The sequence below is a fragment of the Streptomyces sp. NBC_00536 genome, from assembly GCF_036346295.1.
Classification (GTDB): Bacteria; Actinomycetota; Actinomycetes; order Streptomycetales; family Streptomycetaceae; genus Streptomyces.
This window is the reverse complement of sequence record NZ_CP107819.1, coordinates 131,264-145,498: the sequence shown is the minus strand read 5'-3', so window position 1 is coordinate 145,498 and position 14,235 is coordinate 131,264. Positions and strand designations below refer to the sequence as shown.

Genomic DNA, 14,235 nt, shown 5'->3' with positions numbered 1-14,235 from the left:
GACTCGCCGACGTCTGCCGCCCGGGCCCCAGGCCCGGGCGGCAGACGTCCCGCGCGGTGCGGATGCGGAGGTGGTGTGCCCTCCGGGCATCACGGCCGTGTGGTCGGGACCTCCGGCGCCAGCGAGTTGCCCGCGGGGATCCGGCCGCAGTCGGACGGGGGCGTCTTGCCCGCGAACCTGTCGCCCAGCCAGCCCAGAGCGGCGGGCGCCCACGGAACGGCGGCGCCGACGTGGCTGAGCAGTTCGTACTGCTGGTATTTGACCGCGGTGTTGCCCTTGTCGCAGTACTGCCGGACCAGCGCGCGCACATCCCCCGCGACCATGACCCCGTCACCCCGGCCGATGCCCGGGAGGTTGCTGAAGGTGCCCTCGAAGACACCTCCGTTGCCCTGCACGATGAACCCGGGGGCGTTGGGGGTGGCGGCCGAGCCGAGGTTGAGCTTGTTCACGGCCTCGACGAAGGCGGGCACCGAATTGGGGTTCGCGTACTCCGGCTTCACCATCTGCTTCCAGGTCAGTCCCGGGTACTGGCCCAGGGCATTGACGATCGACCCGTGTTCGAGCTTCTTGAACACCTGCTGGCCGTAGCCGTTCAGGTAGGGCGTGAAGTCGATGTCGTAGGAACGCGCGGCTCCGAGGACGGCCATGGGCGCCACCCCGGCCCAGACGGAACTGCCGCTCACGTACTTGAGGTTGTGCGCGGGGTCCACGAGCAGCCCGCCCTCGGCATAGCCCACGAGTCTCTTGTCGACGTCCGGCGCGTAGCTCGGCGCGAGCACGGCCGCCCAGTGGGTGGCGATGGCTCCGCCGGAGTAACCGGCCAGGCCGATCCGGGTGTCGGCGTTCAGACCGGTCGCGGGGGACTGGCTCGCGGCCCGGATCGAGTCCAGCGTGTTCGTTCCGTATTCCGGCCCGGCCGCGAAGTCGGCGTTCTGCCCTTCGCTGTCCGGGATGATGACGTTGTAGCCCGACAGCAGGAGCGGCGCCAGGAGGAGCGACTCGCCGTTCGCGATCAGGCCACCGAGGGAGACGTCGCCCGCGATCGCCCGGGACGGCGAGTCCGCGGGATTGAGGGAATCGTAGAACGACTGGTACGACACGGCCTTGCCGTGGTCCCCGTTGGGACTGCGTACGATCGAGGTCACCCCGGCGGACGGGCGGCCCTGGGCATCGACGGTGCGGAACAGCAACTGCACCGCCTGCACCGGGGTCGGTATGCCGAGCACGTGGTATTGGAGCGTGCGGGTCTTGAGCACGGCGCCCGGTGCGTACGAGGCCAGCGGCGTGCTGCCGTCGTAGGTGTAGAACGAAGCGTCCGCACCGGCTGACGGCGAGGCGGAGGTGGTGGAGGGGGCGGAAGGGGCAGCCACAGCCGTGGCCGCTGAAACAGTGGTGACGGCGAGAGCGGTGGCAACTGCCGTTGCCAGCTTCCCCATGGCGATGCGGTGCATGGTTGCCTCGTATTCGTTTCGTTTCGTTTAGTGGATCGCGGGACACGTGCGTGTTACTGGTGGTAATAGCGTTGGAAGTTACCAGTAGGTAAGTGGCTTGAACAGACTCGCGGCACGGCTTTCCCTCCCCTGCTGGGGAGGTGTGACGGGCCTGAGCGCCCGAGGTCTTCGGGGAGATTCCGAAGCGCGTTCAACCTTTCCGTCCACCCGGCGCCTGTAGTGGGTGAGGCCGCGGCGAGGATCGCGGTACGACCCGGGACGGACGGAGTCAACTGGTGAGCGCCGAGGTGTGGATGGTCGTGATCCCCGCCCTGATCGGGCTGGTTGGCGTGGCACTCCGGTCGCGTGCCGGGGGATCGGGCCTGTGGGACGTGCTGCACGAACTGGCCCGGGGGCGGTCCAGGGCCGGCCTTGAACGGGAGCGTCGGGCGACCCGGGCGTGCGAGGCGCGCAGGCGCCAGGGGCTGAGCACCGATCCCCATGAGCTGCCGGACACGCAGGCCGACCGAGACGCGCTGGCTCAGAGAATGGACCGGCTGGCCATCCTGGACGCCGTCCGGAAGCTCCCCCGACAGCAGGCGACGGCCATGGCCCTGCGGCTCCAATTCGATTACCCACTCGGCGAGATCGCGCAGGTCATGGGAATTTCCACCGGCAGCGTGAAGACCCACCTGCACCATGCCCGGGCCACGTTGCACACGCTTCTGGCCGACACGGACGGAGGTGTCCGATGAACATCGACGACGCGCTGCGAAGCACCGTGGAAACGGTGAACGAGCTGTGGACCGATCCTGTCGACACCGCGGAGAGGCTGGCCCGCCTGCAGGACCGCATCGCCGCTCAGCCGGGCTCCGTCGAAGCCGCCGGGCACCTGCGCTGGCTGCTGGACCGGGTCGCGTTCCTCCTGGGGGCCCCGGTGGAGAGCATCGACCCGGAGGCCCGGCTCGTCGAGTGCGGCATGGACTCGCTCCTCGCTCTCCGCTTCCACGCTGACTTGCGCGAGAGGTTCGGGCTGGACGGCGGTCCTGCCCTGCTGTGGAAACACCCCACGCTGAAGAGCCTGAGCGCCTACCTCGCCACCGTGCTGCCCGCGGGGGCCTCCGGCGAGGTGCCGAAGATCCCGGCCGACAACGTCTCCGGCCGGGGCGCAGGGGGGACGTCTGCTGAGTGAAGTGCCCTTCCGGATGGGCGCGCTCTGTGCGTGCATCTTGACGCGGCCGTACCCTGCACCTTGAATCAAGTAGTGAACAAAGGGGTCCGGACGGCTCGATTCCGCGTTCACTCCCTGGCGGCGGCGCGCCCTATGGACTGTCATGGGCATGACTTCCGCTCACCCGCTCTCCGCTCTCCTCTCTGTCTCCGTATGTCCCCCCACACGGAAGCGAAGTGATGACCATGCACCCCACCTGGCACCGGCGCGCCCTCTTATGCGCCCTCGCCCTCGTCTGCTGGAGCGGTCTGGCCGCCCCGGCCACCGGTGCCCCGGATCCGGCGCCGCTGTCCGCCGCGGCCGTGACCTTCTCGGACGACTTCGACGGGCCCGCCGGAGCCGCCGTCGACCCGGGTAAATGGCAGGTCGAGACCGGCGACAACGTCAACAACCACGAGCGGCAGTACTACACGGCGGGCAACCGCAACGCCGCCCTCGACGGACAGGGCCACCTGGTCATCACCGCCCGCCGCGAGAACCCGGCCGACTACGCCTGCTGGTACGGCCGCTGCCAGTACACCTCGGCGCGCCTGAACACCGCGGGCCGTTTCACCCAGGCGTACGGGCACGTCGAGGCGAGGGCCAAGGTGCCGCGGGGCCAGGGCATGTGGCCGGCCTTCTGGATGCTCGGCAACGACATCGGCCAGGTCGGCTGGCCGAACTCCGGTGAGATCGACGTGATGGAGAACGTCGGCTTCGAGCCGTCGACCGTGCACGGCACCCTCCACGGGCCCGGCTACTCCGGCTCCGGCGGCATCGGGGCGGCGTACTCGCTCCCCGGCGGCCAGGCCTTCGCCGACGCCTTCCACACCTTCGCGGTCGACTGGGCCCCCGATTCCGTCGCCTGGTCCGTCGACGGTGTCGTCTACCAGCGGCGCACCCCCGCCGACCTGGGCGGCCGCAGCTGGGCCTTCAACAAGCCGTTCTTCCTGATCCTCAACCTCGCGGTCGGCGGCTACTGGCCGGGCGACCCCGACGGCAGCACGGCCTTCCCTCAGCAACTGGTGGTCGACCACGTCCGCGTCTCCTCGTACGACGGCGGTTCCGGCGGCCAGACCGGCCAGATCAGCGGACTCGCCGGCAAGTGCGTGGACGTGGCCGGCGCGAACCCGGCCAACGGCACACCCGTCCAGCTCTACGACTGCAACGGCACCGGCGCCCAGCGCTGGACCCTCGGTTCCGACGGGACCGTACGGGCGCTCGGCAAGTGTCTCGACGTCGCGAGCGGCGGCACCGCCGACGGGACCCCCATCCAGCTCTACGACTGCAACGGGACGGGCGCCCAGCGCTGGGCGGTGTCCGGGGCCCGTGACATCGTGAACCCGCAGGCGAACAAGTGCCTCGATGTCACGGGCGGCAATTCCGCCAACGGGACGCGGCTGCAACTGTGGACCTGTACCGGGGCCGCGCAGCAGAAGTGGACCGTCCCGGCGGCCTGACCGGGACCGAACCTGACCGGACCGAACCTGACCGGGCCTCACTCCGGACGCGGCGCATCCCGCAGGGGGAAGGCCATCACGCTGACGCCCACGGGGACCGTGCCCGGCGCGTGCGGGGGCCGGGCGGCGTCGTGGAGCTCGACGGCGAGCGCCGAGAGTCGCTGTCGGACGCTCTCCCAGGTCTGGGGGTCCACCCACAGTTCGGCGTCGACGGTCACGCCCTCGCTCGCCTCGATCCGGCGACCGGCGCGTTCCCGCAGGGCGTGCGCCATGGTCTCGGCCAGCAGCGCGCTTCCCTCGTGCTGGTCGGACAGCGGCGTGCCGTGGACCGTCCGGTAGCGGCGCTCCCTGCCGCCGCGGCGCATGCGTTCCTCCGCCAGTTCGACCAGGCCGACCGCGTCCAGGCGCCGTAGATGCTGGCTGGACAGCGCGTGCGAGATGTCCAGCTCGCGAGCGAGCTCCGCGGCCGACATGGGCCCCGGCCACATGAGGCTGAGCATCCGGAGCCGCAGGGGGTGGGCGAGCGCGCGCAGTACGGGGTCGGTATCGGTCACGTGAGCCAGTAAAGCGCATACCCGCCCCCCGGCACCCCTACCTCCAATCAATTAATTGGGGGTAGGGTCCGGTGCGATGCAAGATCATCGAAGGGGGAGAGACATGAGCTGGAACGCGCTCAAGGTCCTGCGGGACCGCAACGCGGGTCTGTATCTGGGCGGGGTGATCGTCTCCGGTTTCGGCGACACGGCCATGTTGCTGGCGGCCGGAATCTGGGTGAAGACGCTCACCGGGTCCGACAGCCTCGCCGCGCTCGTCGGCTTCTGCATCTGGCTGCCGACCTTCGCGGGACCCGTGATCGGCACCGTGGCGGACCGGGTGCGCCGCCGACCGCTCCTGGTCGTCACCAACCTGACCCTGGCCGCCGTCATGACCGTGCCACTCGCGGTGAGTTCGAAGGCGGATGTCTGGCTGCTGTTCGCGGTGCTGACCCTGGTCGGAGTGGGCATGGTGCTCAACGACGCGGCCGCGACGGCCCTGGTGGCCTCCGCCGTGCCGGACGAACTGCGCGGCGACTTCAACGGCCTGGTGCACACGGCCATCGAGAGCATGAAGCTGCTTGCACCGCTGGCCGGCGCGGGCCTGTTCACCGCGTTCGGCGGGTCGGCGGTGGCACTCCTGGACGCGGCCAGCTTCATCCTGGCCGCGGCGGCCTTCCGGCTGATCCGGGTTCAGGAAGCCTCCCCTGGAGCCCGTGTCAAGCGGGCGTGGACCACCGAGAGCGCCGAAGGCGCCCGCTACCTGTGGCGGCACCCGCTGCTGCGCTCGCTGGTCGTCGCAGGCGGAACGGCCATGGTGCTTTCCAGCCTGAGCAGCACGGCCACGTTCGCGATGCTCGACTCCGGGCTGCACCGGTCCCCGGCTTTCGCGGGCGTACTCACTCCGCTCCAGGGGCTCGGATCGGTCATCAGCGGGCTGGCGGCCGGGGCGCTGATGCGCCGGATGCCCGAACGGACCCTCGCGGCGGCCGGGTTGGCGCTCTTCGCCCTCGGCGTGCTCGCACGGGCCACTCCCTGGCTGCCCGTCGTCCTCGGCGGCGGTCTGGCGATCGGCCTGGGGCTGCCCTGCCCGCTCATCGCGGCGATGACGGCCATCCAGCGGGAAACCCCGGGCAAGCTGCTCGGCCGGGTGGCGGCCACCGCCGGCACCTTGATGTTCGCGCCCACCGGGCTCGCGCTGCTTCTGGGCACGGCCATGGTGGCCGCCCTCGATTACCGGGTGCAGATCATCGCCGCCGGCCTGTTCGGCCTGGCCGCGGCCGTCCTGCTCGCCGTGGTCGGCCGGGGCGGGATCACCGGGCGCGACCCTTCCCTCGCGGTCAGTGAGCACGTACCGTAAACGCGTGCAATGCAGCCGTTGCGGGGCGGACATCGACACCGGATCCCTCCTGCTGATCCGGGACCACGAGGTCGCGAAGACGGTCCAACTGCTCCGCGGGGAGCTGGACTTCCTGCGCTGCGCGGCGGGGGACCCCACCACCATTCCCGCCAAGGTCTTCTACTGGGCGTCCGCCGAGCGAAGCATGATCCTCTCTCCCGGGTCGCCCGAGATCGGGACGCCCGATGAAGTGCGGGAGCTGCTGCGCGAGCGGCTGGCACAGGGGTGGGACGGCGCGGAGCGGGAGGACGAGCAGCAGGAGGGCGAGGAGTGGGAGGGCGGGAGCTACCTCGCCGACTCGCCCGACCACTTCAGGGACCTGGTCGCCGCCCTCCTGCGGCTCCGGATCAAGGCGGTGCTCCCGTGGATCACCGAGGCGGACGAGGGGGAGTTCGACGCGCGCTGGCGGGAGCTGACCGGGGCGGTGTACTCCGCGCTGGGCGTCGCCGCGGCCGGGGCGCTGCCGCAGGTCGCCGTCGACCCCGGTAACGGCGTCACCGGCCTGGCCATCTGTCAGGTGCGGACGTGGCAGAACCTCTGCGAGGCGTGGGCGATACGGGCGCGCGGGCTGCCGAGGACCTTCGAGGAGGACCTCCGTACGTACGTCGACAGCTCACCGCCCATCGGCGACGCGCTCAGCCGGTTCTCCGCGGCCGTGGCCCGCATCTCGCGCACGGGGGCCAAGGGCGAGCGCGAGTGGTTCTACTGCGCCCGCGCCGTCGAAGCCGTCCTCCACCACCGGGCCGGCCTGCCGAACCCGGCGGCCTTCGACTGGGCGGTGGAGTACCTGCGCCTGGAACTGCGGCTGAAGAAGTCCTGGATCGGCACGTCGATCACCGAACGGATCCGGTTGGGCGGGCACCACGTACGCCCCACCGTGTCGGCCTTCGAACTCGGCCGCCTCATCGAGGTCGAAAAGGGGATCCGCATCAGCGCGTTCGACAAGCGGCCGCGCCGGGTGTCCAGGCGGTGGAACAAGACGGAGGAGCGCATCCACCAGGCGGCGGTCCGGGCGGGCCACCCGAACCTCGCGGTGCGGCTCGCCGAACAGGTCGTCATCCGCATTCCCCGGAACGAGTTCGCCACCACCCTGGCCCAAATGATCGACGAACTCGGCGTCAACGCCCTCAGCGTGATCCGCGCCCAGATCTACGCGGGACTCGCGCACCACGGCACGGACGCGGACTTCGACCTGGTCCACGACGCCCTGGTGCGGCAGATCGGGCCGGTGAACGCGACCGCGCTGCTGGGCGAGGCGCTCATCACCGCGAGAAACGCGGCGGGCACCCTGCGCCTGCTGGAACGCCTGCGGGACGTCGAAAGGCCAGAAGACTTCCGACGGTCGGACCTGTCCGACGTCCGGGCCCTCGCACTGACCCTCACCGGCCGCACCGAGGAGGCGCTCGCCGAAATCGGGGACCAGGACGCCTGGTTCACCACCGAGCGCCGGCTCACCGCGCTCCACCCGTTTCCGCACAAGCACGAGATCGCCACCGCCGTCGTGCTCCGCGAGTGCGGCCGGGTCGACCAGGCCCTGGCTCTGCTGGAGGAGCAATGGGCGAAGTTGCGGCCGAGCCTGCGCCCGTACGTCGCCGTGGAGCTGGCGCCGGCGTACTTCACCACCGGCCGGTTCGGTGACGCCGTGACGCTGCTGAGGCAGGCCCTGGCCCACGCGGTGGAATTCTCCTCGCTCATCACCCCGGTCGTCCGGGCGCAGCTCCAATACGCACTCCTCCGCGATCAGGGGGAGTCCGATGAGGAGCTGTGGGACCTGGCGCTGCACTCGCTGGACATCAGCGAACAGGGGCAATTCACGGACTCCGGCACCATGCCGTACAACCCGGTCGCGGACCTCTACGCCGCCATGGCCCGGCTGGAAGTGCTGCGCCGCGGGGCCCCCGGGGCCGAACCCGGCACCCTCGATGATCTGCCGCGCCTGCGCGCGCAATCCGCCACCCGTGGAGACTGCTTCGTCCACCTCCAGACCGCCCGGGCCGAGGCCCTGGCCGAGGAGATCCGCGGCGGAACCCCCGACTGGGCGGGCCTCGAACGGCTGGCCGCCGAACGGTACGGAGTCGATCCGCCGGTCGAATGCTTCCTGCGCCCCGCGGTCACGGCGGTCTCGGCGGTCGCGGCGGGTGCGGTCTCGGCCGTCGACGTCTCCGCCGCCGCGGACCCGGCCGCCACCGCGTTCCCGTCCGACACGCTCCAGAGCGCCCTGGCACTGGTACGGAAGGCCGACCGGCTCGTCGGCCGGGCGATGGAGAGGTTCTCCGACTTCGAGCAGGCCGCCGGCGTAGAGGTGGCGTACCCGGGAGACCTGCGGGAGATCCAGGGAGCCCTCCTGGCCGCCGCGGGACCCGGGGGACCCGTGGGAACCGGTGAACTGCAGCGGACCGTGGAGGAGTTGTGGCGGGACCCGGCCCGGCGGATGCTCGCCCCCGGCGGATTCGCCGACGACCGGGCGCTCACCGGTTTCTGTGACCGGACGGGCCTCGCCCGCACCGCCGTCCTCGAACAGGTCGAACACGGCCCCGACCGGCGGTCGCTGGTGCTGACGCTGATCGAGGCGGGGCATGCTCCCGTCACGGAAGTCGTCATGCCGCTGGACAACCTCGGCCCGCTCGCCGCCCGCCTCGGCACCCGCATCGCCAACTGGACGCCGAGCCGCCCCGGTGACCCGCTGGACGTCCCGCAGTGGCGGACCTTCACCAGCACGCTCCATGCCGTGCTCTCGCAGCGGCTCGGCGCCGACGACCACGTGGTCGTCATCGAGTCGCCCCAGCTGTACAGGCTGCCGTGGCACCTCGCACTCGGCCCGTCCTGGACGTGCTCCTACGCGCCGAGCTGGGGATCGCTCATGCTGCGGCCGGACGCCCCGGTCGCGCGCCCGGCCGTCGGTGCGGTGTGCGCACCGCGGTTCGGCGAGTCCCGGGCCGTCGAAGCGGCCCTGACGGCGTCCCTGGCCGCGAGCCGGGCCGAAGCGGCCGCGGCCGAGCTGGTCTTCGCCTCGGCGGACCGGGAACACGCGGACGCCGCCGCGCTCGTCCGCATCCTCGAAAGCTCCGACCTCTGCACACTGCTCTGCCACGGCATGGTCGACACCGGCAGCGCGTCGGTATCGCTCCTGCTCTCGTCCGAGGGGCGGCGGCCTCCGGGTGACTCCCTGGCCGCCGCCCGTTCCGGCCTCGCCGCCCACCGGTTCGACTGGCGGTCCGCGACGGCCGTCTCCCGGTCCCCGTCCGCGATCTTCTCCGCGGCGTGTTCGAGCGGCCTCAACCACCCCCGCGGCGGCCAGCAGGTCGGCCTGTTCAGCGCCCTGCGCCACCGTGGCCTGCGCACCCTGGTCGCGCCGCGCTGGGACATCCTCGCCGAGCAGGTGCTGCCGGTCCTCAACCGCTGCCGCGCCCTCGTACTGTCCGGCAGCCCGCCGGGCGTTGCCCTGCGTTCGTCCTGTCTGGAAGCGGAACAGTCCGGCGTACCCGGATGGATCGCCTGGTCGATGGCTCTGGAAGGTGACTGGTAGATGACCCTGGAAGGGACTGGCCGATGACTCGGACCCTGACGTCGGCACTCACGGAGCGGGAGGTGGACCCCGACACCGTCCACCACACCCTGCGCTACTACCTCAGCGAACGGCTGGACGACCCGACCACGGAGGAGATGCGCGCCGAACTCACCGAGGGCTGGGGCCCGGACTTCGCGGCCGACCTGGACCGGCTCGCCGCCGACCCGCTGCTCCTGGAGAACGCCGCACTCCTCGTCCTGTCGGGCGCGTGGGACGAGCCGGACCAGGCCGAACGGATCCTCCAGATCGCCGCCGACGCCAAGGCCAAGCTCCCCGTCATCGAGATCGGGATCATCAGCGTCGCCGCCATGTACGGCCTCTACCTCCTGCGCACCGGCGGCATCAAGCGTAGCCGGCGCACCACCATCCGCCGCAGGGACGGCTCGTTCGAGGAGCAGGAGACGGTCGACTACGCCGACCCGCTCGGCCCGATCGCCGCGCTGACGCGCTTCCTCGGCCGCATCCAGCCGCCGTCGTGATGCCGACGCTGTCGTTCGGTTCCTCGGTTTGTGCCGGAGGCCTCGGCTAGATTCCTGCCGTGGACTCGCTCACCGTCGAAGATCCGACGTACATAGGCCCTTACCGCCTGATCGCCCGGCTGGGCGCGGGCGGCATGGGCCTGGTCTATCTCGGCCGCGACGAGGTCGGCCGTACGGTCGCCGTCAAGGTCGTGCAGGCCGAGTACGCCGCCCATCCCGAGTTCCGTAAACGGTTCGCCCGCGAGGTGGCGGCGGCCCGGCGGGTGGGCGGCAGTTGGACGGCGGACGTCCTGGACGCGAACACCGACGCCGGGGTGGCGGTGCCGTGGGTGGCCACGCAGTACATCGCGGGCCCCGACCTGACCACGGTCGTCGCCCGGGACTTCGGCCCGCTGCCCGAGCACTCGGTCCGCGTCCTCGCCAGCCGCCTGGCCCTCGCACTCGAAGCCGTGCACGCGGCGGGCCTGATCCACCGCGACCTCAAACCGTCCAACGTCCTGGTCACGGTGGACGGCCCCCGCGTCATCGACTTCGGCATCGCACGAGCGATGGACAGCCTCGGCGGCGACAGCCTGCACACCCGCACCGGCATGCTGATCGGCTCGCCGGGCTTCATGTCACCGGAACAGGTCCGCGGCCTCCCCCTCACCCCGGCCAGCGACGTGTTCTGCCTCGGCGCCGTCCTCGTCTACGCCGCCACCGGACGCCTCCTCTTCGGCGCCACCGACACCGGCCTCAACGCCCACCTCTTCCGCATCGCCGAAGAAGACCCCGACCTCACCGGCGTACCGGACTCCCTCCTCCCACTCGTACGCGCCTGCCTGGCCAAGAACCCGGCCCAACGGCCCACCCCCGCCCAGATCGCCGAACACACCGCCGAACACACCGGCGGGGACGGGGGAGGGGTCTGGCTCCCGGGCGAGGTCCTGGTTCAACTGGGGCGGCACGCGGCCCAGTTGCTGGACTATGTTCCGGCGGCGCGGCCCGAAGCTGCCATCGCCACCCCGGTGACGGAGTCGGCCCCCGCGCGCACCCCGGCCCCCGGCTACACCCCGACCGCTCCGGACCGCGGCACCCCCGCCCCGGTGCCCCGGCGCCGGTGGCACCTGGCCGTGATCGCCCTCGCGCAACTGGCGGTGCTGCTCGGAGCGACGTATCAAGAGTCCTTCCGCGCCAGCATGGTGAGCTCGGACTTCGTCATCTTCTTCACGGTCCCCTTCGCGGCGCTGCTGCTGCTCGGCGGACACATCGTCGACCGCGTGGGGAGCAAACGGACGCTGGTCACGGGCTTGGCGGGACTCGCGGCGGCCTGTGCGCTCGGCAGCGCGTTCGGCGGTCTGCACTCCTGGCCGCTGTTCCTGGCCCGCACCCTGCAGGGCGGTTTCGGCGCGCTGGTGACCACGGCGGCGCTGGCCCTGGTGACCACCGGTCTTCCCGAACCGAAGGAACGGGTCAGGGCCTTCGGGATCTACGCCACGGTCAGCGTCGGTGGACCGATACTGGGGCTGCTCCTGGCCCGAGACCTGGGCTGGGGGCTGCCCCTGGCCATCTCCGCGCTCCTCGCCCTGACCGCCCTGGCCGGTACACGCGCCCTCCCACCCGACCGCCCCGACCGCCCCGACCGTACCGACACCCGCTTCGACCTGCCCGGCGCCCTGCTCAGCGTCCTCGGGATCGCCGGCCTGGTCTACGGCCCTCTCGAAGCGTCGGCGAGCCCCGACGGATCCGCCGCGGAGAAGTGGCGCGGCCCCCTGATCGTGCTCCCGATCGCGGGTGGCGTCATCCTGCTCCTGGCCTTCCTGCGGTGGCAGCGCAGCGCGTCGAACCCGCTCCTTCCGCGGTACGTCCTCCAGGACCGGGCAAGGCTCGGCGGGTTCCTCACCATGTTCCTCGCCGGGGCCGGCATCCTCTCCCTCACACCCGTCATGGCCCGCGGGATCGTGCTGAGCCACGGCTACTCCACGGTCAAAGCCTGGCTGGCGGTACTCCCCCTGATCGCCGCGATCGCCATCGGCGCCACCCAGATCTCCCTCCGCCTGCTGCGCCGGGGCATGACACCAGGCATGCTCATCGTGACGGGCCTGGTGATCACGCCGATCGGAAGCGTGCTGACCGTCGTCACCATCGAGGCCGAAGCCGGGTACCCGGCCATGCTCCCGTGCATGATCCTCGCGGGCCTCGGCATCGGCCTGGTCCTCATGCCGGTCGTCTCCGCCGCGACCACCGCCATCCTGCCCCAGCACGCGGGCGCGGCCGCGGCCGCCGTCATCGCGGCGCAGCTCGTGGGGAAAGGGATCGGCACGGCACTGGTCAGCACCATCCACGCGCCACCCTGGTGGGACATCGTCTGCCTGCTCCTCGCCGGCCTGACCGCCGCCAGGATGGTGAGGCAACGAAACGGGTGAGTGCCGAAATCGGGAGGCGGCTCACCGACAATGTCCGTGAAGGCCGTTCAAGGCGGTCTCCTGCACCGTTCGGAAGGAAGCCCTGCCCATGTCCCGTGAGTCCCGGCCCGGCGCCGTCCTCGACAATCCGGTCTGGGCGGCGCTCGACGGCCCGCACCGCGGCCTCGCCGAGACCGGGCCCGCCGGGCTCGCCGCCCGGTACCCCGCGGCCGTGTCGCCCTTCGCCGCGCTCGCCGATCCCGAGGACCCGCACGCCTGGGCGGATCTGGCCGCGCTGGCCGGTCCCGCTCAAGAGCTCTGGGTGACCGGGCTGCTGACCCCGCCCGCCGGCTGGGAAACCCTGATGTCACTGCCGGGCGTGCAGCTGGACGGCCGCGCGGTCCGGGGCAAGGAGGATCCGGAGGCGGTGATCCTGGGGCCCTCTGATGTGCCGGAGATGCTGGAGCTGGCCGGGCTGACCCGGCCCGGCCCGTTCGGTGAGCGCACCGTCGAGCTGGGCACGTACCTCGGGATCCGGCGCGAGGGCCGTCTCGTCGCGATGGCGGGCGAGCGGATGCGGCCGACGGGCTGGTCGGAGATCAGCGCGGTGTGCACCCACCCCGACCACCGGGGCGCGGGGCTCGCCGGACGGCTGATCCGCGCGGTCGTGGCGACCGTGGAGGACCGCGGCGACAACCCGTTCCTCCACGCGGCGGCCCAGAACACCGGGGCCGTGGGCCTCTACCTGTCGATGGGATTCACCCTCCGCCGCGAGCCGTACTTCATCGGGCTCCACACACCCGGCCGACCTGGATGACGTAGCGAGCACCGGTCACGCTGATCGACACCACCGAGGACACGGCCGGCGCGGTGGGCGAGCGAGATGCCGATCCTCGGCTTCGGCGTCTACCAGATCCCGGCGGAGCAGACCGAGCAGGCCGTCTCCGACGCCCTCGCCGCCGGATACCGGCTGCTCGACACCGCGGCCGCCTACGGGAACGCGGAAGCGGTCGGCCGCGCCGTCAAGGCCAGCGGCATCCCGCGCGGGGGACTGTTCGTCACCACCAAACTGTGGGTCTAGGACGCCCCCGCCCAGGACAACACCCGCCGCGCCTTCGAGAGGTCGCTGAAGAAGCTGGGCCTGGACGACGTCGACCTGTACCTGATGCACCAGCCCTACGGCGATGTGTACGGCGAGTGGCGAGCCATGGAGGCCGTCAACCGCGAGGGCCCGGCCAGGGCGATCGGCGTCGCCAACTTCCACCCCGACCGTCGACCACGAGCTCATGCGCGAGCACGGCGTGCGGCACCAGTCCTGGGGCGGATTCGCCGAAGGCAAGAACAACCTGTTCCCCAACCCCGTCCTCAGCGAGACGGCGGGGCACACGACAAGTCCGCGGCGCAGGTCGTACTTCGTGTCGCCTGGACAACTGACCACTTTCAGTTCCGCCGGTTCCGCACCGCCAGCACCGCGCTGACCAGCGCGGCCATGCCACCACCGATCAGCGGCACGGTCTGCGTCGAAGCCTTGTGGTCCACCGCGTAGAAGCCGAGCCAGACGAAGGCCACGCCGAAACCCATGACCATGACGTATTCAAGGAGGCGGAAGCCGTAGCCCGTCCACTGGTCCAGGCGCTCCTGTCGCAACTGGCGCTCCACCAGAGCGCGCCGCCAGGCCAGATGGTCGGGCTCGATGTCCCGCCACTTGAGTGCCTCATCCGCGTCGGGGAACGTCGGAAGGGAACCCATCGCCCGAGGCGGGGGCGGAGAGG

The 14,235-nt window shown here is 71.4% G+C and carries 11 protein-coding genes and 1 pseudogene; 9 read left to right on the top strand and 3 right to left on the bottom strand.

The genetic code is table 11. The features are described 5' to 3' along the window. Positions 1 to 89 precede the first annotated feature (89 nt). Entirely contained in the window at positions 90 to 1,451 is a 1,362-nt protein-coding gene (locus OHS33_RS00650; RefSeq protein ID WP_330328384.1) for a lipase family protein, read from the bottom strand. A gap of 275 nt (positions 1,452 to 1,726) precedes the next feature. Here OHS33_RS00650 and OHS33_RS00645 point away from each other — a divergent pair, with 275 nt between their 5' ends. From OHS33_RS00645 to OHS33_RS00635, 3 genes are all read left to right on the top strand, one after another. Continuing rightward, on the top strand, positions 1,727 to 2,185 hold the full coding sequence (locus OHS33_RS00645; protein WP_330328383.1) for an RNA polymerase sigma factor: 459 nt from the start codon (positions 1,727 to 1,729) through the stop codon (positions 2,183 to 2,185). Beyond that, positions 2,182 to 2,622, top strand: coding sequence for an acyl carrier protein (locus tag OHS33_RS00640; protein WP_330328382.1), 441 nt, complete (start codon positions 2,182 to 2,184; stop codon positions 2,620 to 2,622). Before OHS33_RS00645 ends, OHS33_RS00640 begins: the two co-directional genes overlap by 4 nt. 224 nt (positions 2,623 to 2,846) lie before the next feature. Beyond that, positions 2,847 to 4,100: an RICIN domain-containing protein gene (locus OHS33_RS00635; RefSeq protein WP_330334855.1), complete on the top strand. Its 1,254-nt coding sequence runs from the start codon at positions 2,847 to 2,849 to the stop codon at positions 4,098 to 4,100. A gap of 38 nt (positions 4,101 to 4,138) precedes the next feature. On the opposite strand, the gene OHS33_RS00630 is transcribed toward OHS33_RS00635, so the two are convergent. Beyond that, on the bottom strand, positions 4,139 to 4,654 hold the full coding sequence (locus OHS33_RS00630) for a helix-turn-helix domain-containing protein (RefSeq protein ID WP_330328381.1): 516 nt from the start codon (positions 4,652 to 4,654) through the stop codon (positions 4,139 to 4,141). 103 nt (positions 4,655 to 4,757) lie between these two features. Here OHS33_RS00630 and OHS33_RS00625 point away from each other — a divergent pair, with 103 nt between their 5' ends. From OHS33_RS00625 to OHS33_RS00600, 6 genes and pseudogenes are all read left to right on the top strand, one after another. Next, positions 4,758 to 5,993, top strand: coding sequence for an MFS transporter (locus OHS33_RS00625; protein WP_330328380.1), 1,236 nt, complete (start codon positions 4,758 to 4,760; stop codon positions 5,991 to 5,993). Positions 5,994 to 5,997: 4 nt separating this feature from the next. Next, entirely contained in the window at positions 5,998 to 9,558 is a 3,561-nt protein-coding gene (locus OHS33_RS00620) for a tetratricopeptide repeat protein (RefSeq protein WP_330328379.1), read from the top strand. Between the two features lie 23 nt (positions 9,559 to 9,581). After that, positions 9,582 to 10,079: a hypothetical protein gene (locus OHS33_RS00615; RefSeq protein WP_330328378.1), complete on the top strand. Its 498-nt coding sequence runs from the start codon at positions 9,582 to 9,584 to the stop codon at positions 10,077 to 10,079. Between the two features lie 59 nt (positions 10,080 to 10,138). Further along, on the top strand, positions 10,139 to 12,484 hold the full coding sequence (locus OHS33_RS00610; RefSeq protein ID WP_330328377.1) for a bifunctional serine/threonine protein kinase/MFS transporter: 2,346 nt from the start codon (positions 10,139 to 10,141) through the stop codon (positions 12,482 to 12,484). Between the two features lie 88 nt (positions 12,485 to 12,572). Next, positions 12,573 to 13,280 carry a GNAT family N-acetyltransferase gene (locus OHS33_RS00605; protein ID WP_330328376.1) on the top strand — a complete coding sequence of 236 codons (708 nt, stop codon included), beginning with the start codon at positions 12,573 to 12,575 and terminating at the stop codon, positions 13,278 to 13,280. Positions 13,281 to 13,346: 66 nt separating this feature from the next. Then, positions 13,347 to 13,880: pseudogene (locus OHS33_RS00600) on the top strand (aldo/keto reductase); the annotation flags it as partial. A 23-nt stretch (positions 13,881 to 13,903) separates the two neighbouring features. Here the strand turns inward: OHS33_RS00600 and OHS33_RS00595 are convergent. Further along, the gene (locus OHS33_RS00595) at positions 13,904 to 14,212 is read right to left on the bottom strand and encodes a hypothetical protein (RefSeq protein ID WP_330328375.1); all 309 of its coding nucleotides are present in this window, start codon (positions 14,210 to 14,212) and stop codon (positions 13,904 to 13,906) included. Positions 14,213 to 14,235 lie beyond the last annotated feature (23 nt).

Coding starts and splice junctions, on each gene's coding strand:
- OHS33_RS00650 (WP_330328384.1), bottom strand. CDS start 1,451: ATGCACCGCATCGCCATGGGGAAGCTGGCAACGGCAGTTGCCACCGCT.
- OHS33_RS00640 (WP_330328382.1), top strand. CDS start 2,182: ATGAACATCGACGACGCGCTGCGAAGCACCGTGGAAACGGTGAACGAG.
- OHS33_RS00635 (WP_330334855.1), top strand. CDS start 2,847: ATGCACCCCACCTGGCACCGGCGCGCCCTCTTATGCGCCCTCGCCCTC.
- OHS33_RS00625 (WP_330328380.1), top strand. CDS start 4,758: ATGAGCTGGAACGCGCTCAAGGTCCTGCGGGACCGCAACGCGGGTCTG.
- OHS33_RS00615 (WP_330328378.1), top strand. CDS start 9,582: ATGACTCGGACCCTGACGTCGGCACTCACGGAGCGGGAGGTGGACCCC.
- OHS33_RS00605 (WP_330328376.1), top strand. CDS start 12,573: ATGTCCCGTGAGTCCCGGCCCGGCGCCGTCCTCGACAATCCGGTCTGG.
- OHS33_RS00595 (WP_330328375.1), bottom strand. CDS start 14,212: ATGGGTTCCCTTCCGACGTTCCCCGACGCGGATGAGGCACTCAAGTGG.